The organism is Mesorhizobium sp. ES1-4, from assembly GCF_020164745.1.
Taxonomy (GTDB): Bacteria; Pseudomonadota; Alphaproteobacteria; order Rhizobiales; family Rhizobiaceae; genus Mesorhizobium.
The window spans coordinates 352,983-377,076 of the sequence record NZ_JAIUGV010000004.1 but is presented as its reverse complement, the minus strand read 5'-3'; the positions used below and the strand labels follow the sequence as shown (position 1 = coordinate 377,076).

Here is a 24,094-nt window from a genome sequence, read left to right as displayed (position 1 = left end):
TCATGTTGCCGGCAAAGGCGGCGGCAAAGAGGCCGCGGCTCGAAAGCCGGCGTCTCAGTCAGCCACGATGAAGCGGATCACCGTCTCGCCATAGTTACGCTCATCAAGCACGGAAAAGCCCGGGCCCGGCTCGAAGGGCACCGCCGCCGTCTCCTCGACCACGCAGAGCGCGCCGGGGCGCAGCCAGCCGCCGGCCATGGCCGATCGCAGAGCGCGCTCGCCAAGGCCCCTGCCATAGGGCGGATCGGCAAAGACGAGGCCGAACGGCGCCAGCGTGCCCGCCTCGCCCAGGCCCGTTGCATCGCGGCGGAAAATCTTGGTGCGTCCGGTCAGGCCGAAGGCTTCGACATTGTCGCGGATCAGACCCCGGCCTTCAGCCGATTCCTCGATGAAGACGCCATAGGATGCGCCGCGCGACAGGGCTTCCAGGCCAAGCGCGCCGGTTCCCGCGAACAGGTCGAGCACGCGCGCTCCGTCCAGTTGCCCGGCAAAGCGGTGCGCCAGAACGTTGAAGACGGCCTCGCGGGTGCGGTCGGTCGTCGGACGGATGGCGCTGCTGCGCGGCGTCGCCAGAGGACGCCCGCGAAACTCACCACCGACGATTCTCATCTTGTGCGGGGGCCCCTGGGGCCGCCGCGCGGCCGCTCGCCGCCGCCACCGGGACGCTCGCCACGCGGCTTGCCGAATGGCTTTGCGTCGCCTGGTTTGCCGGCGGCCTTGCCATAAGACGGCTTGAACGAGGCCTTGCGTGCCTTGGCATCGGCCGCCTTGGCCGCATCGGCCTCCGCCCTGCCCTTGCCGATCGGCCGGGCTCCCGGCGCCATCCACACATTGGCCTTGCGCTGGCCGGGCGGCTCGATCGGCCGTTGCTCGCGCTCGGATTTCTTGCCGCCGCCGCGAGGTTTGTCCCCGAAGCCGCCGCGCGGCTTGTCGCCGAAACCGCGTTCGGGTCTGGGGCCGCGTTCGCCAAAGCTCTTTTCCGGCCGCGCGCTTCTGTCGGGACTGGTCGACAGTTTGCCCAGCGCCTCGTCGCGGCTGCCTTCCCGGCGCTTGCGGTTCTTGATCAGTCCGCCCTCGCCGATCGGCCGGCGCTCGCCGTCACGCGTGAACTTCGGCCGTTCGGGCTCGGCCTCTCGGATTTCGGTGCGCCGAACCGGCTGGTTGGAAAACGGTTTTGTGATCTCGGCGTCGAAATTGGCACCGGATTCCTCGACCAGGCGCTCGCCAAGCTGGTCGCGCAGCACCCGGCCCTTGATCTCCAGCACATGACCCTCGGCGAGATCTTCGAGCTGGAACGGGCCGTAGGAGATGCGGATCAGCCGCGTGACGTCGAGGCCGAGCGCGCCGAGAATGTTCTTGACCTCACGGTTCTTGCCCTCGCGCAGGCCGATCGTCAGCCAGGCGTTGGAGCCCTGCTCGCGATCAAGGCTGGCTTCGATGGCGCCGTAGAAGACGCCGTCGACGGCAATGCCTTCGCGCAGGCCGGCAAGCGCGCTTTCCTCGACCTTGCCGTGGACGCGCACGCGGTAGCGGCGCAGCCAACCGGTGGCCGGTAGCTCCAGGACGCGCGACAGGCCGCCATCATTGGTCAGCAGCAGCAGGCCTTCGGTGTTGATATCGAGCCGGCCGATGGTCATCAGCCGCGGCAGTTCGGCCGGCAGCACGTCGAAGACGGTCTTTCGGCCTTCGGGGTCGCGGTTGGTGGTGACGACGCCGGCCGGCTTGTGGAACAGGAACAGGCGCGTGCGTTCGATCGGCGGGATTTCCATGCCGTCGAGATGGATAATGTCGTTGGGCATGACGTTGAACGCCGGCGAAGCCAGCACCCGGCCATTGACCTTGACGCGGCCGGCGGCGATCAACTCCTCGGCGTCGCGGCGCGAGGCGAGGCCAGCACGTGCCAGCCGCTTGGCGATGCGCTCGCCGGCTTCTTCCGCTGCCTCGGTCGATCGCGGACGCGGCTTGAAACCGCCGCCCGATACCCCTTGGGGCCGATCACTGAAATCACGTTTGGGCCTGTCGCCTCCAAAGTCGCGCTTTGGACGGTCAGCGAAGTCCCGCTTCGGGCGATCCGCGAAATCACGCTTGGGACGATCGAAACGCTCTTCGCCGCCCTCCGCCGAAGCTGAAACCGGACGGTCGCCACGCGGCGCGTAGGGTTTGCGCGGCCCTTCGCGCTTCTCGTAGGGCTTGCGCTCGCCTTCGGCCGCCATCGGACGGTCGCCACGCGGCGCGTAGGGCTTGCGCGGCCCTTCGCGCTTCTCATAAGGCTTGCGCTCGCCTTCGGCCGCCATCGGACGGTCGCCACGCGGCGCGTAGGGTTTGCGCGGGCCTTCGCGTTTTTCATAAGGCTTGCGCTCGCCTTCGGCGGCCACCGGACGGTCGCCACGCGGCGCGTAGGGTTTGCGCGGGCCTTCGCGTTTTTCATAAGGCTTGCCTTCGGGGCGCGGTCCCTTGCGGAAAGGCTTGTCGCCGCTCTTGAAATCGCGCTTCGGGCGCTCGCCTTCAGCGGCTGCCGGCCGGTCGCCGCGCGGCGCGTAAGGCTTCTTGGCGCCAAAGGATGGCTTGCCGCCCCTGTCGCCTCGCGGGCCCGCGGGTTTCTTGCCCGGACCCTTTTGGCGCGGAGATTTCTTGTCGTTGTCGTCCATGTGGCCTTTGTCCGTTCGCGCTGCTACAGCGTGGCACATCCGTTCGGCGCGCAACGAACGCTGTAGCATTTTTGATTTGGCGCATGATCTTTTCCGAAAATCGAGTCCGATTTTCGGGTTGATGGGCTCAATAACAGGATCACCGCCGGGTGGCGAGGAGATAATGGGGAGACAAATCGCGTGAGGCGGCCGGATTTCATGGCCCTGGCGCTGCAGGAGGCCGAAGCCGCGGCCTTGCGCGGCGAAGTGCCGGTCGGCGCCGTCATCGCCAACGGCGGCACGGTCGTTGCCAGTGCCGGCAACCGCACGCGCGAGCTTGCCGATCCGACGGCCCATGCCGAGATGCTGGTGATCCGCGAAGCCTGCGGCAAAATCTCGAGCGAGCGACTCACCGGCCACGATCTCTATGTGACGCTGGAGCCTTGCGCCATGTGCGCCGGGGCAATCTCCTTCGCCAGGCTGCGCCGTCTCTATTTCGGCGCTGCGGACGAAAAGGGCGGCGCCGTGGTCAACGGCGTGCGCTTCTTCGCTTCACCGACCTGCCACCACACGCCCGACATCTATCCGGGCATGGCGGAAACCGAAGCGGGCCTGCTGCTGAAGGATTTTTTCAGGGGACGTCGAGACTGAGCCAAGGCCGCCGCAAGATCAGCGACGCGAGCTTTCTTACAGCGACGGCAACCAGTCGAACCAACCGCCCTTCTTGCCCTCGGCCTTTGCCTTGAGGCGGCGTTCCTTCTTGTACTCGTCTTCGCCGAGTTCGTTCTGCGGCGCGGCATCGGAGGCGACACGGTAAGCCAATGGCGGCTCGCTGAGGTATTTACGCGTGTTTGGGTCGCCCTGCTTGCTTTCGGCAAGGCGGCGCTGGATCTCGGCGGCGCGGCCCTTGTCGGAATCGGCGGGTTTCCACGCCGGCGGGTGGCTCGAGCCGGAGTCTTCCATCGCCTTCTTCACCGAAGCGGGATCCGTCTGCACATCATCGACGATCTCCGACTGGTAGGACGGATCATTCTGGTGGGCGGTGGCGTCGGCGCGCAGGCGCGCCCGGCGCTGCTCGGGCGATTCGGGCCAGCCGGCATTTGCCGTCTGGATGCTTTCCTGCGGGGCAGGCAGCACTTCCTTCTGGCCGGGTGCCGGCTTCACCAGGGTGGGACGCGGCTTGTAGTCGATCGGGTCCCTGCGCTTCGGCGCGAAGGAAACGGCGCCTGTAAGATCGCCCGCCAGCTGTTCGGCGGCGGTCTTGTCGGTGCCATAGGTCGGAGAGCCCATGCAGCCGGATAGAGCGAGGCCCGATGCGACAAGCGGCGCCAGCAGCGCGAGGCGCGCGTTATATCTCTCGGTCATGCCAAAAAGTCCCACTCTAGACAGCCTTTCGATCGCCACCGGCTTATGTCCGGTCCCCATCGTGCAAGCACTTGCGACGGAAATCCGGCGACAATTTGTCTTCCGGAGTTTCGCGTGTTTACCTCAACCACTCGTTAAGGGCAACGCACGGGCGGATTTGCACCGCCCGGCGTGGCATTTGTGCACTGCTTTGGGCGACAGGGACTAAAGCGTTCCCAGCGCCTTCAGTTCGTGTAGCACGGCGGCATCACGCGCCGAAACATCCGGGAACTCCGGATCCTGCCCGACATCGGCCGTATAACGCCAGGAACGCGCGCATTTGACCAGGCCGCGATCCTCGGCTCTCTCGACCACCACGGCGACGCCCTTGACGTCGTCGAGGGCAAAAGCGTTCTGGGGCGCCTGGCCATGGGCAATGACGAGATCGCTGGTGATCGCCATTTCAGCCATGTCGACGTCCGATATCGCCGCCTCGAGTGCCGCGTCGTTGATCGTCACCACGGGTACAGCCTCCAGCGAGGAGCCGATCACCTTCTGAGCCCGGGCAATCTCGAGCGCGCCGGTGACGACACGGCGCACCTGCCTGACCTTGCGCCATTTCTCCGCCAGCGCCTCGTTCTTCCAATTCGCCGGGATTTGCGGGAACTGGTCGAGATGCACCGAGGCCGCGTCGGGATGACGGTCGAGCCAAGCCTCTTCCATGGTGAAGGGCAGCATCGGCGCCAGCCATTTCACCAGGCAGTCGAAGAGATGGCGTACCACCTGGATCGAGGCCTTGCGCTTCACGCTCGACGGTCCATCGCAATAGAGCGCGTCCTTGCGGATGTCGAAATAGAAGGCCGACAGCTCGACCACCATGAAATCGAGCAGCGTGCGGGTAATGCGCTTGAACTCGAAGGCGTCGTAGCCCTGACGCACCACCTCGTCGAGTTCGGCCAGCCGATGCAGCATCAGCCGCTCCAGCTCCGGCATCTCTTCCAGCGGCACCTTCTCGCCGTCGTCATGGGCGAGCGTGCCCAGCATCCAGCGGATGGTGTTGCGCAGCTTGCGGTAGGCGTCGATGTTGGTCTGCAGCACGTTCTTGCCGAGCCGCTGATCTTCCCAATAGTCCGTCGTCACCACCCAGAGCCGCAGGATATCGGCGCCGGACTGCTTGATCACATCCTGCGGCACGACGGTGTTGCCGAGCGATTTCGACATCTTGCGGCCATCCTCGTCCATGGTGAAGCCATGGGTGACGACGGTGTCGTAAGGCGCCCTGCCCCTGGTGCCGCAGCTTTCGAGCAGCGAGGAGTGGAACCAGCCGCGATGCTGGTCGGAGCCTTCGAGATAGACGTCGGCCGGCCACTTCAGGTCGGGCCGGTCTTCCAGGGTGAAGACATGTGTCGAGCCCGAATCGAACCAGACGTCGAGAATGTCCATGACCTGCCTCCATTTGGAGGCATCGTGATTGCCGAGGAAGCGCTCCTTGGCGCCGGGCGCGAACCAGGCGTCCGCTCCCTCCGCCTCGAAGGCGTCCATGATGCGCTGGTTGACCGCCTCGTCCTTCAGCACATTGCCATCCTCGTCGGCGAAGACCGCGATCGGCACGCCCCAGGCGCGCTGGCGCGACAGCACCCAGTCGGGGCGCTCCTCGATCATGGCGCGGATACGGTTCTGGCCGGCGGCCGGAACAAAGCGCGTGTCGTCGATCGCCTTCAGCGCGCGGCTGCGCAGCGTGGTGCCGTCGCCGAGGTCCTTGTCCATGTAGACGAACCATTGCGGCGTGTTGCGAAAGATGACCGGCTTCTTCGAACGCCACGAATGGGGGTAGCTGTGCTTCAGCCGGCCGCGCGCGAACAGCGCGTTGCGCTTGATCAGTTCGTCGATGACCGCCTGGTTGGCGTTGCCCTTCTTGCCATTGTCGTCGATGACGCGCGCCGGTCCGCCTTCGCGGTCCGGGCCGAAGCCCGGCGCGTCCTTGGTGAAGAAGCCGGCATCGTCGACTGTGAACGGGATTTCAGTATCGATGCCGCGTTGACGCAGCGCGGGAGCGGCGTCCATCCAGGCATCGAAGTCCTCGCGGCCATGGCCCGGAGCCGTGTGCACGAAGCCGGTGCCGGCATCGTCGGTGACATGATCGCCGGCAATCATCGCAACGGGGAACTCGTAGCCGCCACCGAGGCCCTTGAAGGGATGCGAAAGCACAAGATTTCCAAGCTGTTCGGCGCTGACGCCGTGAAGGCGCTTCAAGGTGACCTTGGCCTTGGCCTGGCTTTCCTCGGCCAGGGCATCGGCAAAGATAAGCTTCTCGCCCGGCTGTGGGCCAAAGACATTTTCGGCGGCCGTCACTTCGTAGAGGCCATAGGCGACGCGCGACGAATAGCTGACGGCGCGGTTGCCGGGGATGGTCCACGGCGTCGTCGTCCAGATGACGACGTGGGCATCGAGCAGGTCGAGCGACCGCCCGCTCAGGTCCGGGTCGATCTCCGCCGGCTGCCCGTCCACGACACTGGCGAGGACGAGATTGGCCACCGGAAACTTCGCCCAGATCGTGTCGGACTCGTAGTCCTGGTATTCGATCTCGGCCTCGGCGAGCGCCGTGCGCTCGACGACGCTCCACATCACCGGCTTCGAGCCGCGGTAGAGCTGGCCAGACATCGCGAATTTCAGCAGTTCGCCGGCGATGCGCGACTCGGCGTGGAAGGCCATGGTCGTATAAGGGTTCTTGAAGTCGCCGATAACACCGAGACGCTGGAACTCGCCACCCTGCACCGAGATCCAGTGGGCGGCGAATTCACGGCATTCCTTGCGGAATTCGTTGACCGGCACCTCGTCCTTGTTCTTGCCCTTAGCGCGGTACTGTTCCTCGATCTTCCATTCGATGGGCAGGCCGTGACAGTCCCAGCCGGGCACATAGTTCGAGTCATAGCCGCGCATCTGGAACGAGCGGGTGATGACATCCTTGAGGATCTTGTTCAGCGCGTGGCCGATGTGGATGTTGCCGTTGGCGTAGGGCGGACCGTCATGCAGCACGTATTTCGTGCGGCCGGCGGCGCTCTCCCGGAGCTTGCGGTAGAGGTCCATGTCCTGCCAGCGCTTGACCAGCACCGGCTCCTTTTCGGGCAGGCCGGCGCGCATCGGAAACTCCGTCCGCGGCAGGTAAAGGGTCTTGGAATAGTCGATCTTTGATTGGTTTTCGTCGGTCATTGGTCTGCCATGTGCATGCCGGGCCACGTGGCTTGCGGCGTGAAATTCTACTTTATACGCATGCCGTTTTCCCGAACCGGGCCACTTCTGGGCGACACGCCTTGATGATCTGGAAAAGCGCGAGAGGCCGCGCGCAATATTTCCCGGCGGCTCCGGCAGCCTTCAGGCTGCTGGGAACACCGGGCTGGTAATTCGTATCGCGACCGCGAATGCGCCGGTAATTTGCGTCATCCCCGGGCTTTTAGCCGATGCTGCGGCAGGAATAAAGCGTGGAGTTGCGGGCGTAACGCTATGGATGCGGCTACATCTTGAAGTCGAAACGATAGGTGGTCGACACGCCGACCATGAACTGGTTGCGGTCGCCGCGCTCCTTGACCAGGCTGGAATCGGCCGCCGGACCCTCGAGGCGCGAATATTCGCCAAACAGGCTTGCCGTCATCGGATCGGTCACCTTCCAGGTCACGGCGCCACCGAGGCCGACAGATTTCAGGCCGCTGCCGGGATTGTACCGGCTCAGCCCCGAGGCCACAGCTTCCTGCGCATTGACGCCATAATAGGCATCGAAATAGTTCGCCGAGGCAAAAGACACACGCGGGCCACCCGAAATCCTGACAGTCGGCGTCACGTCGTAGAAGGCATCGGCGGCGATGTCGGCGATAAAGCCGTTATGGGCACGGATGCCATGCCGCAATTCAGCACGCGCCCGCATCCAGTCAGTCGGATAGAATTCAAAGAAGCCTCCGACCTCGCCCCCCCAGCGGACCGGGTCGAGACCTTTGAGTTCGTCGGCATCGCCGTCGTCGCGTGAGAACAGGAACCTGCCGGTCAGGCCGGCACGCACACCGCCATCGTCGACGAGCGACAGAGAAATGTTGTCGTTGCGGGAGGTGAAGCGGGCCGCCGGGCCGGCCTTGCCCAGCGAAATAATGGGCTGGGCGCTCAGCATGTACTTCCTGCCGCCCTCGAAATTGGGCGCCACCAGACCGGTGGCGCCGACCGTCAGATACCAGTCGCCGGACAGCCAGCCGAAAGCGCCATCGCCGGCTTCGGCCGCGCCCGACGTGGCCAGCACGACACTGGCCAAGGCTACAGAAATCTTCCCGACCGTACTCATGGCCACTCCACTAACACGATACAACCGTCCTGCGGCGACAGCTTTGACGAGGCTTTGGTAAAATTTGATTTAAGGACGAGACATCCCTCTCGCATTGCCTCGCCAGCGCCTTCAACATCGCACCCGCCGCTGGCTGGACGCGGCTCGGCACGAAGGGTAACCTCCTTGTAGCTGGCGGTCTTCAATGGAGGTGCGACATGACCCTGCACGGCGATTCCCTGAAGAACGCGATCGGCCAGACGCGCGACAAATGGGGGTGGTTTGTCGGCCTGGGCGTTGTACTGCTGGTCCTCGGCGGCATTGCCTTCGGCAATTTGTTCATTGCCACGGTGGCTTCCGTCTATGTGGTGGGATGGCTGATGCTGGTGGCCGGCATCATCGAGATCATGCATGCGTTCGGCGTCAAGACCTGGGGCCGCTTCTTCTACTGGCTGCTCAGCGGACTGCTTTACGCGATCGCCGGATTCTTCGCTTTCGACAATCCGCTGCTGGCCTCGGCGGTGCTGACCTTCCTGCTGGCCGTCGCGCTCGTCGCTTCCGGCGCGCTGCGGGCCTGGGTCGGCTACAGCCATCGTCCGGAGCGCGGCTGGGGCTGGATCGTCGCGGCAGGCCTCGTCAGCGTGCTCGCGGGCCTGATCATTGCCATGGGCTGGCCGGTCAACAGCCTTTGGGTGCTCGGAATGTTCCTGGCGATCGACCTGATCTTCCAGGGCTGGACCTTCATCGCCGTCGGTCTTGCGCTGAAAAAATAGGAGCTCGTTCCCCCTTTTCGGGGCTTCAGAACGTCACCGCGGCATCCAGGCCGGACAGCGGTTTGACGCCGCCAAGCAGCGCGCGGGCCTCGGCTTCATCGCGCTTCATCTGCGCGACCAGTGCGTCAAGCCCGTCGAACCTGATCTCGCTGCGCAGGAAGCCGAAGAACGATACCGCGCAAGTCTCGCCATAGAGATCGCCGGAAAAATCGAAGACGAAGGTTTCCAGGAGCGGCGCGCCATTGTCGTCGACAGTCGGACGGCGGCCAAAGCTGGCGACGCCGTCGTGCAGCGTGCCGTCGGCGCGCCGGAAACGGACGGCATAAATCCCTTCCTTGAGCGTGGCTTCCGCCGGAAGCCTCATGTTGGCGGTCGGAAAGCCGAGCGTTCTTCCGAGTCGCTGGCCGCCGACAACCTCGCTCTCCACCGTGAAGCGGTAGCCGAGCAGGCCGGCGGCCTCCGCCACGTCGCCTCCACAAAGCAGGGCCCGGATACGGCTCGACGAAATCACCTCGGCGCCTTCGTCGCGAAAGGCGTCGACGAGGGTGACACCGAAGCCATGGCGCTCGCCGGCAGCCATCAGATAGGCCGGCCCGCCCTGGCGGTCCTTGCCAAAATGGAAATCGAAGCCGGTCACGGCGTGGGTGATGCCCAGCGTCCTCTCCAGCACATCGGTGACGAAGGCTTCCGCCGACAGCGAGGCGAAGTCGCGCGTGAAGGGTTGCTCGACGAGCCCGGCAAAGCCAAGCAACGACAGGAGCCGCGCCTTCATCGGCGGCGGCGTCAGCACGAAAAGCGGCAAATCAGGTCTGAAAACCGTTCGTGGGTGCGGTTCGAAGGTCAGCACCAGGGCCGGCACGCCGCGCCGCGTGGCTTCAGCCAATGCCCGTTCGAGCACAGCCTGGTGGCCACGGTGGACGCCATCGAAATTGCCGATCGCCACGACGCCGCCCCGAAGATCGGCGGGCAGCGGCGCGGTTGTCGTAAGATGCTGGAACGCGACCATCGTCACCTACCGCAGCCTTGCGATGACGGCCACAGGACGATAGCCGTGCCGCTCCAGGAAGTGCCCGAGCTTTGCCGGATCCGGCCGGGACGGATCGCCGTAGTCGCGGGCATGAATGCCGCCGGAGACATAGAGGACGTCGAAACCATTGTCGGCCGCGCCTTTGACGTCGGTCATCATGCCGTCGCCGATAGCCAGTATTCGCGAACGCTCGACCGGCCGTCCGAGGATCTCGGCCACCTCCTTCATCGCGACCTCGTAAATCGGCGCGTAGGGTTTTCCGGCGATCTGCGTGCGACCGCCGAGTTGCGCGTAGTCGCGTGCCAGCGCACCGGCGCACCAGATGATCCGTTCGCCGCGTTCAACCACGATATCGGGATTGGCGCAGATGAATGGCAGGTTCCTGGCGCGCAACCGGCGCAGCAGTTCCGTATAGTCCTCGGGTTTTTCGACCTCGTCGTCGAACAGCCCGGTGCATACGACGCCGGTGGCCTCGAACTCCTCGACGAGTTCGACATCGAGGCCATCATAAAGGGTCAAATCGCGGTCGGCGCCGATGTGGAAGACTTTGCGCGGACCCTCCGCGATCAGATCACGGGTCACGTCGCCCGAGGTCACCACGCGGTCATAGGACGACGGCGGAACGCCGATCACGCTCATCTGTGCCACGACATCGGCGCGGCGTCGCGGCGAATTGGTGATCAGAACGACAGGCGTGCCGGCCGCTCTTGCCGCCGCCAGCGCGGCCGCGGCCGCCGGAAAATGCCATTCGCCATTGTGCACCACGCCCCAGACATCGCAGAGAATTGCCGAATAGGCTTTCGACACCTCTTCGAGCGAACCGACGATTTCGGGCGAATCCGCCATGCCGTTTCCTTCAATATGATCGTTGCGGGTGCAGCGGCCGACGGTTCGCCGCAGCCGGTTCGAATTATCCGAACCGGCCCATGCTGTCACCAGCTTTCGCCCGCATCGGCGCGAATTGCGGCCAGGCCGCGGCCCTTGATTGGTTAGCGGTTGGTGAAGCGCCGGCCGAGCAATAGAACGGTTTCCCAAACCCGTCCTTCAGCGTTTTGTGGAAAGCTGGCCGCCGACCGAGAATCCGTCGGCGGGGGCCGCTGCAAGCATGTTCGAAATCTGGCGTCAGTTCCGCCGCGACAGGCGCGGCAATTATGCCCTTATGACGGTTGTGGCGATGGTGCCGCTGATGGGCGGGCTGGCGATCGCGGTCGACTTCACGGAAATGAACCGTGAAAAGCAGATGGTGATGAACGCGCTCGACGCCGCCAACTTCGCCACGGCCCGCCGGCTGACGGAAGGTGCGACCGACGACCAGTTGAGAGCTTATGCGCTCGACTTCTTCAACGCCAATCTGAACGATATCGATCCCGCCAACACAACGCTCAACGTCGCCGTGCCGAGCAACACCAGCGGCGGCGGCCTGCTCACCATGACCGCCCAGCTCAACTACAAACCTTATTTCTATCCCGCCTTCGCCCAACTCGTCGGCAAATCCGCGACGGATGCGAACCAGAGGCTCAGCTTCAATGTCACCTCGCAAGTAAGGCTGAAGAACACGCTGGAAGTGGCCCTGGTGCTCGACAATTCCGGATCGATGACCACGCTCGGCACGGGGTCCGGGCAAAAGCGCATCGACCTTCTCAAGACGGCTGCCAAGCAACTGGTCGACACGTTGGCCCAGCAGGCGGTCATGATCAAGCAGATCGACAAGCCGGTGCAATTCGGCCTCGTGCCTTTTGCCGCCTCGGTCAATGTCGGCCCCGGGAATGGTAATGCCTCGTGGATGGACACCGAGGGGTTGTCGCCGGTGTCGAACGAGAATTTCGACTGGTCGACGCTGAACGCCGCCAACAAATACGCTCAGCAGACCAACGGCATCTGGTACAAGCGCGGCACTGGCTGGGGAACCGAGGAAGGCCAGATGTTGACCCGGTTTTCGCTCTACCGCGACATGCAGGTCGTCACCAACCATGAGCGTGTCGCCAACAGCAAGCGTGTGGTCTGCGACGCGTACAACTCGAACAACACCTGCAAGCGCAGCCACGATGAATATGATTACGTCGATACCTACGGGCCGTTCGCCAGTTGGCAAGGCTGCGTCGAGGCCCGGCCCTACCCCTACAATGTCAACGACGCCACGCCGTCCGGTGGGTCGGCCAACACCGGAATCGGCGTCGGCGATCCGGCAACGATGTTCGTGCCCATGTTCGCTCCTGACGAACCCGGCAATCATTGGAAGCTCACCCAAGACCCCAACGAGGCCGCGCCGGTAACCTATGGCGCCGTCAACAGCTGGTGGAACGACGATCCATCGAGCAGCAGCGGCCAATCGCGGCTGCGCAACATGGCCAAGTATTTCCAGCCGCGGCCGATCGATGCGCCGGCGCTGCCCGCCGGCAACGGACCGAACTACAGCTGCACCACCAACCCGATCACGCCGTTGACCGATGTCAGCGTCACCGACGGGCTTACCTCGATCAAGGCGGCGATCGACCTGATGCAGCCGAATGGCGGCACCAATGTCCCCGAAGGCATGGCCTGGGGTTGGCGGGTGGTTTCGAGCGGAGAGCCGTTCACGCAAGGGCGCCCGGAAACCGAGAAAGGCAACGACAAGGTGGTGATCGTGCTGACCGACGGCGCCAACACCTACTATACGCCATCTTCGCTGGGCTATTCCGACCCCGCCAATTCGAAATCGACCTACGCGTCCTACGGCTATCTCAACCCCGGCTACAACGGCACCTCGGTCGGCCGCATGTTCATGGGCACATCGAGCGCCATCGGTCAGTTCGACTATTCGAACGGCAACTACACCAACGCGCTCAACGAGCAGATGGCCACGCTCTGCAACAACGCCAAGGCGGCCAACATCCTGGTGATGACGGTGGCACTCGACCTGTCCACCACCAAGACCGGCGACATGCAGGCAATCAACGCGCTGAAATCCTGCTCGTCCGACTCGCGCTTCCGCAAGGATCCGACGGACCCGAGCAAGCCGGCCAAGCTCTTCTGGAACGCGACCGGCGCCAGCCTGTCGAATGATTTCAAGGAAATCGGCAATGAACTGTCGAACCTGCGTGTGGTCGGCTAACCCGAGACCGTTCCCTGGCGCAACGCCTGGCGCCATCAAGCACTTGCCGGAGCCTGCCTGACTGGCACAGATTAGGCGCTCGCGCGGTCTCACATCCATCGCGGCACGCTGGGGAACGAACAATGCCCGATACCGCCAATCACCTCGCCTTCGCGCTGGTTTGCCTTGGCATGGTGCTGACCCCAGGCCCCAACATGATCTATCTGATCTCGCGCTCGCTGTCGCAAGGGCCGAAGGCCGGACTGATCTCGCTGGGCGGCGTCGCCGTCGGCTTCCTGTTCTACGTGCTGTCGGCCGCGTTCGGCATCACCGCGCTGCTGATCGCGGTGCCTTATGCCTATGAGGTGTTGCGCTTCGCCGGCGTGCTCTATCTCCTGTGGCTGGCCTGGCAGGCCGTCAAACCGGGCGGACGCTCGCCGTTCCAGGTGCGCGACCTGCCGAAGGACCGGCCGCGCAAGCTGTTCGCCATGGGATTGATGACCAATCTGCTCAATCCCAAGGTTGCTGTTCTCTATCTGTCGCTGCTGCCGCAGTTCATCAGCCCCGGCAAGGGTCATGTTCTGTCACAGCTTCTGGTACTGGGCGCGACGCAGATATCGATCAGCCTCAGCGTCAATGCCGTCATCGCGCTGACGGCCGGCTCGATCGCCACCTTCCTCGCCGGACGGCCGCTATGGCTGGTGATCCAGCGCTGGATGATGGGAACCGTGCTGACGGCACTGGCGGTGAAGATGGCGACCGACGCGCAGCGCTGAGAGCTCACATCGGACGGCGCGGGGGCCGGATCTGGGCCGGCTCTACCACTTTGCGGTAGAGGTGCCAGGTGGCGTGGCCGAGGATCGGCATGACGACGGCCAGCCCGGCAAACAGCGGGATAGAGCCGATCACCAGCAGCACCGCGACGATCAGGCCCCAAAGCGCCATCTGCAGTGGATTTGCCATGACCGCGCGCGCCGAGGTCTCTATCGCCGAAACAGCGCCGACATCACGATCAAGCAAAAGCGGGAAGGCAACGACCGTGGTCGCCAGCACGACCACCGCGAAGACCAGGCCGGCCAGGTTGCCGAGAAGGATCAGCGTCCAGCCCCGGCTGGTCGTCAGCACATCGCGCAGGAAGGTGCCGACCGACGGCGGCGGCTCGCCGCCAAAGAGGCTGGTGTAGATCGACTGCGCCGTGAACAGCCACAAGAGGAACAGCGCGAACAGCATAATGCCGATGACCGCTATCGAGGGCAGCGCCGATGAGCGGCGGACATCGAGGGCATGCCGCCAGTTGGTGTTCATGCCGAGTTCGCGCCGGCGGCTGATTTCATAGAGCCCGATCGCGGCGAACGGGCCGACAAGGGCAAAGCCCGACATCAAGGGATAGACGAGCTGGATGGCATTGGAGCCGGACGTCCACTGTGTCAGGATCAGGCCGACGATCGGATAGATCAGGCACAGGAACACGTAATGCGAAGGCTTGGCCCAAAAGTCCTCGGCGCCTAGCCTGAGCGCGTCCCGGAGGTCTGGTGTGGAAATGCGGCGGACCGCGGGTTGCACATGCATCCCGTACGCGTCCGCCATGACATGAAAGCCGGCCATAACCTACCTCCGTTTTTCTCGGGGGGCGGTCACCGCCTAGGGTGGCCGCCCGTAGCTGCCACTTCAAGAACGCTGGCATCATAGCCGATCTTCCCGGGATTGTCGCCGCGTCTCATCGTGCTTGCTGGGGCGTTCGTTCGGCGCACCACTGAGTTCACTTAGAATCCATGCATTTTAGTTATCGCTTAAATTACTCGTAGAGGCCCAGGGCTTATCACCTGAGCTTCACAAATCTTGGCGAGGGGCGATGTTCGGATTGAGGGGCTTCTGGTCTTCGGAGCGCGGCAATTTTGCCATGGCGACTGCCGTAGCGATGCTGCCGATAATGGCTGTCGTCGCCGGCACCCTCGATCTGACGGGCACGAGCGACGACGCCACGCACCTGCAGAATTCGCTGGACGCGGCTGGGCTTGCCGTCGGCACCAAGTACCTGCCCAGCATGAGCGCGAGTGATGTGCAGGGACTTGGGCTGACATTCTTCGCAGCCAACATGAGTGTCGCCGACCAGCAGGAATATTCAGGCAGCGTCTCCGCCTTTTCGGCCACCGCCAGCGGCGACCCGAGCGCCTACTACATCTCACTTTCTTCCGGCATCAACCGTCCGAGCTTCATCAATGGCGCTGCCCCCTGGCCAGCTCACAGATCGTCCACGGTTAAAATGCACCCGGGTGCGCAGGCTTGCGTGCTGGCGCTCGATCCGCATGCGTCGGCCGCGGTGAGCCTGCAAGGCTCGACCGATGTCGCCATGAGCAACTGCGTGATAGCGGCAAACTCGGACGCGGCGGATGCCGTCAGCAGAGGCGGTTCCGCGCAGGTTTCGGCGGGCTGCGTCTCGACCGTCGGCGGCACTTCCGGGCTTTCACCACCCAATGCCAATCTCACCTGCGGCGCGCCGCTCGTACATCAATATGCGTCCTTCGATCCCCTGGCGGACATCGTCCCTCCCCCTTACACATTCTGCATGCCGGTGCCGAACGGCAAAACCTACACGCTGTCGCCCGGCACCTATTGCGACAAGACATTGTCGGGAAACATCACGCTCAGCCCGGGCGTCTACATTTTGCGCGGCGTCACCTTGAAGCCGGGAGGTAACGGCAGCCTGAGCGGCCAGGGTGTGACCATATTCCTCGTGGAGGGGGCACAGATCTACATAAATGCCAATGAAACGGTGAACCTTTCCCCGCCAACCAGCGGGCCTTACGCCGGCATCAGCATCTTCCAGAGCCGCGGGAACACATCGGCCTTGACCCTGAATGGCGGCGCAAATTCCGCAATCAGCGGATTCGTCTATGCGCCTGACGCGGCCGTTTCGTTCGCCGGCAACTCGGATATGAGTGGTCAGGGCGACTGCCTGAGGCTTGTTGGCTTGACCGTGCAGATGACAGGCAACTCATCCATCAAGACCGATTGCACGGCCGTATTCGGAAATCGCGATATGTACGCCGGCCGCTTCATCACGCTTGTGAAATAGCTGCCAGCCTGCCGCTTCGACTCGAAATTTTCACCCGTCCTGCCCGGCAAAAGCCATGATCGCGATCGAGTCAGGCATGCATGACCACTTCGAAAATCGATTGCGATCGGATCGCGAACTTGAACAGGCGCACCTGGCTCAAGGCGGTTGGCCTGGCGGCCTTGCTCGGTCTCGCCGCCTGCAGCACCGTCCCGTTGCCGACCGGGCAAGGTGCCGGCGTCTCTTCTTCCGCAACCGGCACGCTGGCGAGCCTGCGCGCCAGCGCCGGGCTGGGGCCGCTTGTGCCCGACACACAGCTTGAGCAAGCCGCACTGCAGCAGGCCGGCTACATGGCGCAGCGTGAAAACATGAGCCACACCACCGGCTGGGGGAAGGATTTCGCCTCGCGCATGAAGGATAACGGCGTCCGCGGTGCGGCTGCCGAGAACATCGCAGCCGGCCGCTTCGATCAACAGAAGCTGTTCGACATCTGGATGCATTCGCAGGGACACCGGCGCAACATACTCGATCCGGACTTCAGCCGCTTTGGGCTTGCCTATGTCCGTGACGGCCGCGACCCCAACCTGCGCTACTGGTCGCTGGTGCTCGGCAGGTAGCAAAGATATCGCCGGCAGCGAGACCCTGGAGAGCAGACGCCACATCAGTCCATATGGGCCGCGGGCGCACCGCCGCCACCCGGACCGGCCTTCGGCTTGCGCAGCAGGAACACAAACGGAATCGCGGCCAGCGTCATGACCATCAGTATTTTGAAGTCGTCGACGTAGGAGATCATCATCGCCTGGAGATTGACCATGCGATCGACCTGCGACAGCGCCGTCGGGTCGCCGCCGGCGGCCGCCGGCGAGACCGCCCACAGATTGGGATTGAACGGATTGATGAACGCGGAAAGTTCGGCGTGGTTGACCTGCGTGTTGCGCACCAGCAGCACCGTCACGACCGACACCCCGATCGACGAGCCAAGATTGCGGACCAGGCTGAACAACGAGGTCGCATCGGTGCGGTAGCGTGCGTCGAGCGTGGCGAAGGCAACCGTCGACAGCGGCACGAACACCATTCCCATACCCAGGCCCTGGATCACGCCGGAGCTGAGGATCAGCCAGTTGTCCATCTGCGGGGTGAAGCTGGCCATGGTGTAGAGCGACTGTGCGGTCAGGAGGAAACCGAGGACGACGAGAATCCTGGCATCGATTTTCCCCATGATGCGCCCGACGACGAGCATGGAAATCATGGTGCCGACGCCACGCGGCCCGATGACGATGCCGATGGTGACGGTCGGATAGCCGAATATGGTCGACAGCATCGGCGGCAGCAGCGACATGGACGCCAGTATCAGCACGCCCATGACGAAGATGAACGCCAGCCCGGTGACGAAATTGCGATCGAGGAAAATCTTCGGATCGATGAAGGGATGTTCCGATGTCATCGTGTGAATGATGAACACCCAGAAGCCTGTGATCGAAAGACCAAGCTCGATCCATATCTCGACCGAGGAAAACCAGTCGACCTCGCCACCGCGATCGAGCATCAGCTGCAGGGCGCCGACGCCGAGCGATATCATGGCAAAGCCGAAGAAATCGAAGCCGCGCACCCGCCGGGCAACGGCCGGCAGATAGGCGGCCATGCCGAGGAAGGCGAGGATGCCGACCGGCAGGTTGATGAAGAAAACCCAGCGCCAGTTGAAATTCTCGGTTAGCCAGCCGCCAAGCGTAGGGCCGAGAATCGGTCCCAGCATGATGCCTGCGCCCCAGATGGCCATCGCCTGGCCGTGGCGCTCCTTGGGATTGATGTCGAGCAGGAAGGTCTGCGACAGCGGCACGATCGCGGCGCCGAACACACCTTGCATCAGTCGGAAAAGCACGATCGTTTCCAGGCTCCACGCCAGGCCGCACAACATCGAGAAGATGGTGAAGCCGACCACTGCCGTCAGGAACAGTTCCTTGCGGCCGAAACGGTCGGCGAGCCAGCCGGTAACCGGCGTCATGATGGCGGCGGCCACGATGTAGGAGGTCAGCACCCAGTTGATGTTGTCGGGCGAGGCGCCGAGATCGCCGGTCATGGTCGGCAGCGCGACGTTGGCGATCGTGGTGTCGAGCGCCTGCATGACCGTCGCCAGCATGAGCGCGACCGTGATCAGGCCGCGATGCGGCACGTCTTTGAACGGTTCGGGCGTGCTCATGGCTTGGAACTTCCAGAAGGTAACAGAAACGTGTACAACGGGTTTCCGGGCGGCAAAGCCTTCCGTAGGGAGACCTTCATCGCGGTGGGACGCGATTATCGATGTGGGGTTACATCGACCGAACGTCTCTAACTGAGCGGATGCCTGCCGCCCGGAAACATGAGGACCGAGGGGCCCGTGTCGAAGCTTTCAGCTTTTGGACAGCCGCCACGCGGGCTCGACCCAAACACTGATCCTTGCCACTTTCCCATCAGACCAATCCTGCAATTCGCTTCCGCCCGCCTGGTCCCCGCGGGCTTCCGCTGACTTACCGCGCGGGCTCGCCGGCCGTGGCATGGCCGAAGATCGAGGGCCAGCCGCGTGCCACGCCCGTATCGACAGTAACTGAAGCGCTCATGCCGGTACGCAGCGCCATCTTGGCGTCTGGATCGGTCAGTTCCAGGCGAACCGGAATGCGCTGGGTCACCTTGACCCAGTTGCCCGTGGCGTTCTGGGCAGGCAGCAGCGAGAAGTCCGCGCCGGTGCCGGCACCGATGGCCTTGACCCTCGCCTCGAAGGTCCTGCCCGGATAGGTATCGACCACGATCTCCGCCTTCTGGCCCGGCTTCATGTTGGTGAGCTGGGTTTCCTTGAAATTGGCGTCGATCCAGGTGTCGCCGGTCTCGACCAGCGCGAACAACGGCGTGCCGGAGCCGACATACTGGCCGACCTTGAAGGAAGCGGCTTGATAGACGACACCATCGGAAGGCGCCTTCACCGTGGTCTGCGCCAGGTCATAGGCGGCCTTGTCACGCGCGGCGAGCGCCGACATCACGGTCGGATGCTTGTCGGTTTCGATGTCGGGGTTGCCGCCGAGCGCGGCCTTGGCGCTGATGATGCCCTGCTGGGCGACGGCGACCTGCTGTTTTGCCTTGTCGAGGTCGTTGCGGGCCTGATCCAGCGACGACTTGGCGTTGATGCCCTTCTGCGCGAGATCGGCGGCCCGGTCGTATTGCGACTGGGCGTAGTCGACCTCGCTGCTGGCCGACTTCTCCTGCGCCATGGACTGGCTGTAGGCGGCGCGCAACTGCTCGACATTGAGGCGCGCGGCAGCCACCGCGGCATCGGCCTGGGCAAGGGCGATCCGGTAGGGCTCGGGGTCGATGGCGAACAGGAGATCGCCCTGCTTCACCATCTGATTGTCCGATATGGCGACCTTGACGACACGACCGGCCGTGTCAGAGGCGATCGACACCTTGGCCTGCTGCAGATTGGCGTTTTCCGTTTCCTGGTAGCGCCCGCCCGTCACCCAGACATAGCCGCCGCCGATGACCAATGCCGCCGGCAGGGCGAACATCAAGAAGAAGCGGCCGATGCGGCGCCTCTTCTTCGGCACCGGCACCGGTTGCACGGGAGGAGCGACCGCGATGGGATCGGCGGCCGGCTGGACCGGCGCCTCCATCTCCACCTTGGGAGCGTTTTCTTCTACCTTGGCTACCGCATTCATGCCGCCGCGCCTTCCGCATTCTTGATTTTTTCCATCGACGAGGCTTCGCCGTCCGTCAGGTTGCGTACGATCACATCCAGTGCCCTGATCAGGACTCGCCGGTCTTCCGGCGAAACGCCGCTGAGCGATTCCTCATAGACCTCGCCAGCAAGGCTCTTGACGTCCGCATAGGCCGCGTTCGCCTTCTCGGTTGGGAAAATCATGCGCACGCGCCGGTCGGCCGCGTCGGAGCGGCGTTCGATCCAGCCGCCCTCCTCCATCCGGTCGACTAGGCGCGAGACGCTGATCGGCTCGATTTCGAGCAGTTCGGCGAGCCGCGCCTGTGCAACGCCCGCCTCCTTGGCAACGCGGACCAGAAGCCGCCATTGCGCCGAAGAGAGACCGAGCCCGCTGGCGCGCACCTCGAAGCGCTTGCGCATCAGGCGCTGCACGTCGTGGATCAAAAATCCCAATCTGTCGATGCCATCTGAAACCATGAGCGACACATATAATAAGCGTGCTTACTATTCAAGATGCCATATCGCGAAGGAAGCCGGCAAAATGCGCATGGCAGGCCTGCAACGCGATCCTGATTAGCGACAGGTGGACACCGCAGCGATGCGCGATACCAGCCGCAGGACACGCAAGACGCCGTATTCAGACGCGGTTCCGGACAACCATGGTGACGACGAAGAATGCGCCCAGCGAGCTGGTGATGACGCCGATCGGCAGTTCCTGCGGCGGCAGCAAGGTCCGGGCGAGAAGATCGCTTGCCAGCAGAAGCACCGCCCCGAACAGCGCGCAACTTGCGATCAGGCGCAGATGCAAGGGGCCGGCCAGCGGCCGCGACAGATGCGGGATCATCAATCCGACAAAGCCGATGACGCCAGCGACCGAGACAAGGATTGCGGTCGAGAAAGCGGCCACGAGAAACGTCGTCCTGCGCATGCGGGCCACCGGAACACCAAGACTTTCGGCGGCACTTTCACCGGCCAGGAAGGCGTCCAGCTTGCGGTGGTTCCACAGCCCGTAGGCCGCGATCGTGCCGGCGCCGACCGCACCCAGCCACACATTGTCCCAGCGCGCCAGCCCGAGCCCGCCCATCGTCCAGAACAGCACCGAATGCGCCGCGCGCTGGTCGCCGGCAAAGACCAGGTAATTGGTCAAGGCCGTGAACATGAAGGAGACGGCAAGGCCGGCGAGAATCAGCCGTTCAGGACCTTGCCCCCTCACCCGCGCCACCAGCAAAAGCACGATAGCGGCGGCAAGTATGCCGCCGGTGAACGCAGCCACGGGCAAGGTCCAGACGCCGAAGCTGTCGCCGAAAACGGTGATGACGGAAACCGCGCCGGCAGCGGCCCCCGACGAAAGGCCGAACAGGAAAGGGTCGGCAAGGTCGTTGCGGGTGACGGTCTGCAGAAGCGCGCCGACGATGCCGAGCCCGCCGCCGACACAGATCGCCAGGATCGTGCGCGGCAGCCGCAGGTCGACGACGATCTTGCCGATCGGACCCGATATCTGGGGCTCATCCAGCCCGATGGCACGGCCAAGGGCAGCGATGACATCGGTTAGAGGTATCAGCGTCGAGCCGTAAGCGATCGACAGCAGCGCCAGGGCGAAGAGCGCCACCGCGCCCGCCGTCATGGCCAGTGTGAAGGCCTTGTGCCCTGAAAGCGCCCCGGACTTGGGCTCTCGGGCAAGATCCATCAGAATGCTTCCGGATGCATGGCCCTGGCGATCTTGCCGATGGCTTCGATGTTCGCCGGTCCCGGCGTCAGCTCGGCGTAACGAAGCGCCACGAAGCGCTCGTTCCTGACCGCGTCCGTCTCTTTCATCGCCGGGTGCGCCTTCAGGAAATCGAGCAGTTTCCTGTAGCCGCCGCCGTCCTGATAATCGAGCAGGATGAGGAACTGCGGATTGCGCGACGCCACCGTTTCCCAGTCCGTGTTGCCCCAGCTCGTGTCCATGTCGGCCATGATGTTGTCGCCGCCGGCAGCCGATATCATGGCGTTAGGGATGGCGAATTTTCCCGCGGTAAACGGCTTGTCCTCGCCGGAATCGTAAAGGAACACGCGTGTTCCCTTGCGATCGCCGACCTTGGCGGTGATATCGGCGAGTTCCGTTTTCCAGCCGGCAACAAGCTTCTCGGCCTCCGCCTCCTTGCCGAAGATCTTGCCGAGCTTTTCGACGTCGCCATAGAGCAGGTCCATGGAGGCGGCGGGGCGGCTCTTGTCGAGATGGACGCAGCTTTCGGTCAGCACCAGGGTCTTGATACCGTGCGGCGCGAGCGTGTCGGGGGTCACGTCGCCGCCGGGCTTCATGCCGTAGTACCAGCCGGCGAAGAAGAAGTCGGGTTCGACGGCAACGAGGTTCTCCAGCGTCGGATATTTCGGCGCCAGTTCGGGAATAGAACCCTGTTCGGCCTTGAATTCGGGGCCGACCTTGTACCATCCGGTGATACCGGTCAGGCCGACGATCGACGGTTGCAGCTTCAGTGCGAAGGCCATCTCGGCCATGTTCAGATCATGGATGACGGCGCGCTTCGGCGGGGCGTCGAAGGTCAGCGGCTTGCCGCAGCTGTCGACGGTGACGGGGAAGGCAAAGGCCGTCGAGGCCAGCAGCGAGAAGATGAGGGACAAGGCGAGGCGTTTCACCGATTTTGCTCCTTGGTTGACCTGTGTCGGAAAAGGGGGTGGATCAGGACAGGGGTGCGGCGCGGTTCGGAAGATCGAACACCGTCAGTTCGCGGTCCTCGGTGGGATGGCGCAGGCGAAACACGTCGACGCCGAAAATCTCGCGGATCAACTGCTGCGTCAGCGCCTCATGTGGCGGCGCCAGTGCCTGCAGCCGGGCCTCGTTCATCACCGCGACCCTGGTGGCGAAGGGTGCCACCAGCGTCAGGTCGTGCAGCACCGCGATCACGGTCATGCCGAAGCCGGCCACCAGTTCGAGCAGTTCCGCGCGGGCGCGCGGGTCGAGGTGGTTGGTCGGCTCGTCGAGGAACAGGATTTTGGGCTCCTGCGCGATGGCGCGCGCAAGCTGGGCGCGCTGGCGTTCGCCGCCCGACAGCGAGCCGATGGTCCGGCCGAGCAGCGGCAACAGGCCGGTCCGGCGCAGCGCGTCCAAGACAATGTCGCGTTCCTCGCCACGGCGCCTCAAGCCCACATGCGGGACGCGGCCGAGTTCGACATAGTCGATCACCGCCAGCCGCGGGTCCGGCTGGTCCGTCTGGCCCACGACGGCGATGTAAAGGGCCCGCTCGGCAGGCGAAATCCTGTCCAGACGTCGCCCGCCGAGCTTCACCTCCCCGGAACTCGGCCTGAGCATGCCCGACAACATGCGCAGCAGCGTGGTCTTGCCGGCGCCATTGGGGCCAATGATGGCGAGGCGGTCGCCTGATGTCACCGACAGACTGACCGCATGGACCAGATTGCGGCCATTCGCCGCCGCGCTCAAGCCGCGCGCATCGAGAAGCGGCGTTGTCATTGGCTGCCATCCGCCGACTTGCCTGGTGCCGGGATGCGGGCCAGCGTCTTGCCGGCCAGTCGCGGCGGACGCTGTCCGGAATTGCACCAGCCATTGGCAAGCGAAGCGTAGAGCCTGGCAAACCGCACGAGATCGGTGGCGTCGGCCTGGGCGTCGATCGAACCGAAGAGATAAGCAGCCTTGCCTGGCGCCTGGAAAGCCACCGCCAGGGGGCGCGCGCAACCCGCCATGCAAGCCACGCCCTCGACCGTGAAACCATGCGCCACGTCAGCCTCGTGATCGGCCGAGAGGCGGGAGCGCAACTCGGTGCACAAACCTTCGCCGGACCTGATGCCGGTCGGCACGTCGCGGCAAAGGGTGCACACGATGATCTGGTGCATTGGGCTGGGGTGACTACGATCGACTGCGCCGTCCAACTTCCCGTCTTTCAAACTGGCGACGGAAGGATGTTGGTCGACCGGCCGACAAGACCGATGTCCACGTTTCCTCCCGGCACACCCCGTCCGGTCAACTCAGCGATGGCAGGTCTCCTGGCTCACGGGTCTCCGCGCGATCCTGCCTTCCCAGCCTTGCCGGCCAGTGGCATTCCGGATCTTGCTCGCCGCTTACAGTTGCGGGGGCAGCCGCGGTCTCGACCCAAAATCGGGTCTCACCGCGTTCCCTTTTCACCCCTCGCCTTTCGGCTTGGGGACCATCAAGAGTCGCAGCCTAGGCCGCGAGCGATGTCGAGGCAAGGCGATTGTTATG

Annotated in this window: 21 protein-coding genes and 1 riboswitch; of the genes, 6 read left to right on the top strand and 15 right to left on the bottom strand. The window is 64.0% G+C overall.

All coding sequences use genetic code 11. The features are described from left to right. Positions 1 to 54: 54 nt before the first annotated feature. Together rsmD and LB556_RS10110 are read right to left on the bottom strand one after the other, a co-directional pair. Positions 55 to 609 (bottom strand): 16S rRNA (guanine(966)-N(2))-methyltransferase RsmD, encoded by a 555-nt coding sequence (rsmD, locus tag LB556_RS10115; RefSeq protein WP_224566588.1) that lies wholly within the window; start codon positions 607 to 609, stop codon positions 55 to 57. Next, a complete protein-coding gene (locus LB556_RS10110; protein ID WP_224566586.1) occupies positions 606 to 2,648 on the bottom strand; it encodes a pseudouridine synthase in 2,043 nt (680 codons plus the stop codon). The genes rsmD and LB556_RS10110 overlap by 4 nt, the downstream gene beginning before the upstream one ends. 180 nt (positions 2,649 to 2,828) lie before the next feature. Here LB556_RS10110 and LB556_RS10105 point away from each other — a divergent pair, with 180 nt between their 5' ends. Beyond that, entirely contained in the window at positions 2,829 to 3,278 is a 450-nt protein-coding gene (locus tag LB556_RS10105) for a nucleoside deaminase (RefSeq protein WP_224566584.1), read from the top strand. A 36-nt stretch (positions 3,279 to 3,314) separates the two neighbouring features. Here the strand turns inward: LB556_RS10105 and LB556_RS10100 are convergent, their stop codons facing one another. From LB556_RS10100 to LB556_RS10090, 3 genes are all read right to left on the bottom strand, one after another. Further along, positions 3,315 to 3,992 carry a hypothetical protein gene (locus LB556_RS10100; RefSeq protein WP_224566582.1) on the bottom strand — a complete coding sequence of 226 codons (678 nt, stop codon included), beginning with the start codon at positions 3,990 to 3,992 and terminating at the stop codon, positions 3,315 to 3,317. 204 nt (positions 3,993 to 4,196) lie between these two features. Next, positions 4,197 to 7,181 carry an isoleucine--tRNA ligase gene (gene ileS, locus LB556_RS10095; protein WP_224566580.1) on the bottom strand — a complete coding sequence of 995 codons (2,985 nt, stop codon included), beginning with the start codon at positions 7,179 to 7,181 and terminating at the stop codon, positions 4,197 to 4,199. A 301-nt stretch (positions 7,182 to 7,482) separates the two neighbouring features. Further along, positions 7,483 to 8,295, bottom strand: a complete 813-nt coding sequence (locus tag LB556_RS10090; RefSeq protein ID WP_224566579.1) for a MipA/OmpV family protein — start codon at positions 8,293 to 8,295, stop codon at positions 7,483 to 7,485. Positions 8,296 to 8,492: 197 nt separating this feature from the next. Here LB556_RS10090 and LB556_RS10085 point away from each other — a divergent pair, with 197 nt between their 5' ends. Continuing rightward, positions 8,493 to 9,047 (top strand): HdeD family acid-resistance protein, encoded by a 555-nt coding sequence (locus LB556_RS10085; RefSeq protein WP_224566578.1) that lies wholly within the window; start codon positions 8,493 to 8,495, stop codon positions 9,045 to 9,047. A gap of 25 nt (positions 9,048 to 9,072) precedes the next feature. On the opposite strand, the gene LB556_RS10080 is transcribed toward LB556_RS10085, so the two are convergent. Together LB556_RS10080 and LB556_RS10075 are read right to left on the bottom strand one after the other, a co-directional pair. Further along, positions 9,073 to 10,053, bottom strand: coding sequence for a bifunctional riboflavin kinase/FAD synthetase (locus LB556_RS10080; protein ID WP_224566758.1), 981 nt, complete (start codon positions 10,051 to 10,053; stop codon positions 9,073 to 9,075). Positions 10,054 to 10,059: 6 nt separating this feature from the next. Further along, entirely contained in the window at positions 10,060 to 10,920 is an 861-nt protein-coding gene (locus tag LB556_RS10075; protein ID WP_224566577.1) for a TIGR01459 family HAD-type hydrolase, read from the bottom strand. Between the two features lie 259 nt (positions 10,921 to 11,179). Here LB556_RS10075 and LB556_RS10070 point away from each other — a divergent pair, with 259 nt between their 5' ends. Then, positions 11,180 to 13,165: a TadE/TadG family type IV pilus assembly protein gene (locus tag LB556_RS10070; RefSeq protein WP_224566576.1), complete on the top strand. Its 1,986-nt coding sequence runs from the start codon at positions 11,180 to 11,182 to the stop codon at positions 13,163 to 13,165. A 122-nt stretch (positions 13,166 to 13,287) separates the two neighbouring features. Beyond that, a complete protein-coding gene (locus LB556_RS10065; protein WP_224566575.1) occupies positions 13,288 to 13,920 on the top strand; it encodes a LysE family translocator in 633 nt (210 codons plus the stop codon). A gap of 4 nt (positions 13,921 to 13,924) precedes the next feature. On the opposite strand, the gene LB556_RS10060 is transcribed toward LB556_RS10065, so the two are convergent. Continuing rightward, positions 13,925 to 14,749 carry a DUF2189 domain-containing protein gene (locus LB556_RS10060; protein ID WP_224566574.1) on the bottom strand — a complete coding sequence of 275 codons (825 nt, stop codon included), beginning with the start codon at positions 14,747 to 14,749 and terminating at the stop codon, positions 13,925 to 13,927. 247 nt (positions 14,750 to 14,996) lie between these two features. Here LB556_RS10060 and LB556_RS10055 point away from each other — a divergent pair, with 247 nt between their 5' ends. Both LB556_RS10055 and LB556_RS10050 read left to right on the top strand, forming a co-directional pair. Next, positions 14,997 to 16,220 carry a TadE/TadG family type IV pilus assembly protein gene (locus LB556_RS10055; protein WP_224566573.1) on the top strand — a complete coding sequence of 408 codons (1,224 nt, stop codon included), beginning with the start codon at positions 14,997 to 14,999 and terminating at the stop codon, positions 16,218 to 16,220. Between the two features lie 80 nt (positions 16,221 to 16,300). Continuing rightward, positions 16,301 to 16,816: a CAP domain-containing protein gene (locus LB556_RS10050; protein WP_224566572.1), complete on the top strand. Its 516-nt coding sequence runs from the start codon at positions 16,301 to 16,303 to the stop codon at positions 16,814 to 16,816. 44 nt (positions 16,817 to 16,860) lie between these two features. On the opposite strand, the gene LB556_RS10045 is transcribed toward LB556_RS10050, so the two are convergent. From LB556_RS10045 to LB556_RS10015, 7 genes are all read right to left on the bottom strand, one after another. Beyond that, positions 16,861 to 18,396 (bottom strand): DHA2 family efflux MFS transporter permease subunit, encoded by a 1,536-nt coding sequence (locus LB556_RS10045; RefSeq protein WP_224566571.1) that lies wholly within the window; start codon positions 18,394 to 18,396, stop codon positions 16,861 to 16,863. Between the two features lie 307 nt (positions 18,397 to 18,703). Next, the gene (locus LB556_RS10040) at positions 18,704 to 19,882 is read right to left on the bottom strand and encodes an HlyD family secretion protein (RefSeq protein ID WP_224566570.1); all 1,179 of its coding nucleotides are present in this window, start codon (positions 19,880 to 19,882) and stop codon (positions 18,704 to 18,706) included. After that, entirely contained in the window at positions 19,879 to 20,358 is a 480-nt protein-coding gene (locus LB556_RS10035; RefSeq protein ID WP_224566569.1) for a MarR family winged helix-turn-helix transcriptional regulator, read from the bottom strand. Before LB556_RS10035 ends, LB556_RS10040 begins: the two co-directional genes overlap by 4 nt. A 160-nt stretch (positions 20,359 to 20,518) precedes the next feature. Continuing rightward, positions 20,519 to 21,568, bottom strand: a complete 1,050-nt coding sequence (locus tag LB556_RS10030) for a FecCD family ABC transporter permease (protein WP_411908576.1) — start codon at positions 21,566 to 21,568, stop codon at positions 20,519 to 20,521. Then, positions 21,568 to 22,515, bottom strand: a complete 948-nt coding sequence (locus LB556_RS10025) for an ABC transporter substrate-binding protein (protein WP_224566568.1) — start codon at positions 22,513 to 22,515, stop codon at positions 21,568 to 21,570. The genes LB556_RS10030 and LB556_RS10025 overlap by 1 nt, the downstream gene beginning before the upstream one ends. 43 nt (positions 22,516 to 22,558) lie before the next feature. Next, the gene (locus LB556_RS10020) at positions 22,559 to 23,347 is read right to left on the bottom strand and encodes an ABC transporter ATP-binding protein (protein WP_224566567.1); all 789 of its coding nucleotides are present in this window, start codon (positions 23,345 to 23,347) and stop codon (positions 22,559 to 22,561) included. Further along, the gene (locus LB556_RS10015) at positions 23,344 to 23,712 is read right to left on the bottom strand and encodes a DUF1636 family protein (protein WP_318011268.1); all 369 of its coding nucleotides are present in this window, start codon (positions 23,710 to 23,712) and stop codon (positions 23,344 to 23,346) included. Before LB556_RS10015 ends, LB556_RS10020 begins: the two co-directional genes overlap by 4 nt. 137 nt (positions 23,713 to 23,849) lie before the next feature. Further along, positions 23,850 to 24,058: riboswitch (cobalamin riboswitch) on the bottom strand. Positions 24,059 to 24,094 lie beyond the last annotated feature (36 nt).

What these genes read in the sequence shown, in the direction of transcription:
- rsmD (WP_224566588.1), bottom strand. Translation starts at nt 609, where the DNA reads ATGAGAATCGTCGGTGGTGAGTTTCGCGGGCGTCCTCTGGCGACGCCG.
- LB556_RS10110 (WP_224566586.1), bottom strand. Translation starts at nt 2,648, where the DNA reads ATGGACGACAACGACAAGAAATCTCCGCGCCAAAAGGGTCCGGGCAAG.
- LB556_RS10100 (WP_224566582.1), bottom strand. Translation starts at nt 3,992, where the DNA reads ATGACCGAGAGATATAACGCGCGCCTCGCGCTGCTGGCGCCGCTTGTC.
- ileS (WP_224566580.1), bottom strand. Translation starts at nt 7,181, where the DNA reads ATGACCGACGAAAACCAATCAAAGATCGACTATTCCAAGACCCTTTAC.
- LB556_RS10090 (WP_224566579.1), bottom strand. Translation starts at nt 8,295, where the DNA reads ATGAGTACGGTCGGGAAGATTTCTGTAGCCTTGGCCAGTGTCGTGCTG.
- LB556_RS10085 (WP_224566578.1), top strand. Translation starts at nt 8,493, where the DNA reads ATGACCCTGCACGGCGATTCCCTGAAGAACGCGATCGGCCAGACGCGC.
- LB556_RS10080 (WP_224566758.1), bottom strand. Translation starts at nt 10,053, where the DNA reads ATGGTCGCGTTCCAGCATCTTACGACAACCGCGCCGCTGCCCGCCGAT.
- LB556_RS10075 (WP_224566577.1), bottom strand. Translation starts at nt 10,920, where the DNA reads ATGGCGGATTCGCCCGAAATCGTCGGTTCGCTCGAAGAGGTGTCGAAA.
- LB556_RS10070 (WP_224566576.1), top strand. Translation starts at nt 11,180, where the DNA reads ATGTTCGAAATCTGGCGTCAGTTCCGCCGCGACAGGCGCGGCAATTAT.
- LB556_RS10065 (WP_224566575.1), top strand. Translation starts at nt 13,288, where the DNA reads ATGCCCGATACCGCCAATCACCTCGCCTTCGCGCTGGTTTGCCTTGGC.
- LB556_RS10060 (WP_224566574.1), bottom strand. Translation starts at nt 14,749, where the DNA reads ATGGCCGGCTTTCATGTCATGGCGGACGCGTACGGGATGCATGTGCAA.
- LB556_RS10055 (WP_224566573.1), top strand. Translation starts at nt 14,997, where the DNA reads ATGTTCGGATTGAGGGGCTTCTGGTCTTCGGAGCGCGGCAATTTTGCC.
- LB556_RS10050 (WP_224566572.1), top strand. Translation starts at nt 16,301, where the DNA reads ATGACCACTTCGAAAATCGATTGCGATCGGATCGCGAACTTGAACAGG.
- LB556_RS10045 (WP_224566571.1), bottom strand. Translation starts at nt 18,396, where the DNA reads ATGAGCACGCCCGAACCGTTCAAAGACGTGCCGCATCGCGGCCTGATC.
- LB556_RS10040 (WP_224566570.1), bottom strand. Translation starts at nt 19,882, where the DNA reads ATGAATGCGGTAGCCAAGGTAGAAGAAAACGCTCCCAAGGTGGAGATG.
- LB556_RS10035 (WP_224566569.1), bottom strand. Translation starts at nt 20,358, where the DNA reads ATGGTTTCAGATGGCATCGACAGATTGGGATTTTTGATCCACGACGTG.
- LB556_RS10030 (WP_411908576.1), bottom strand. Translation starts at nt 21,568, where the DNA reads ATGGATCTTGCCCGAGAGCCCAAGTCCGGGGCGCTTTCAGGGCACAAG.
- LB556_RS10020 (WP_224566567.1), bottom strand. Translation starts at nt 23,347, where the DNA reads ATGACAACGCCGCTTCTCGATGCGCGCGGCTTGAGCGCGGCGGCGAAT.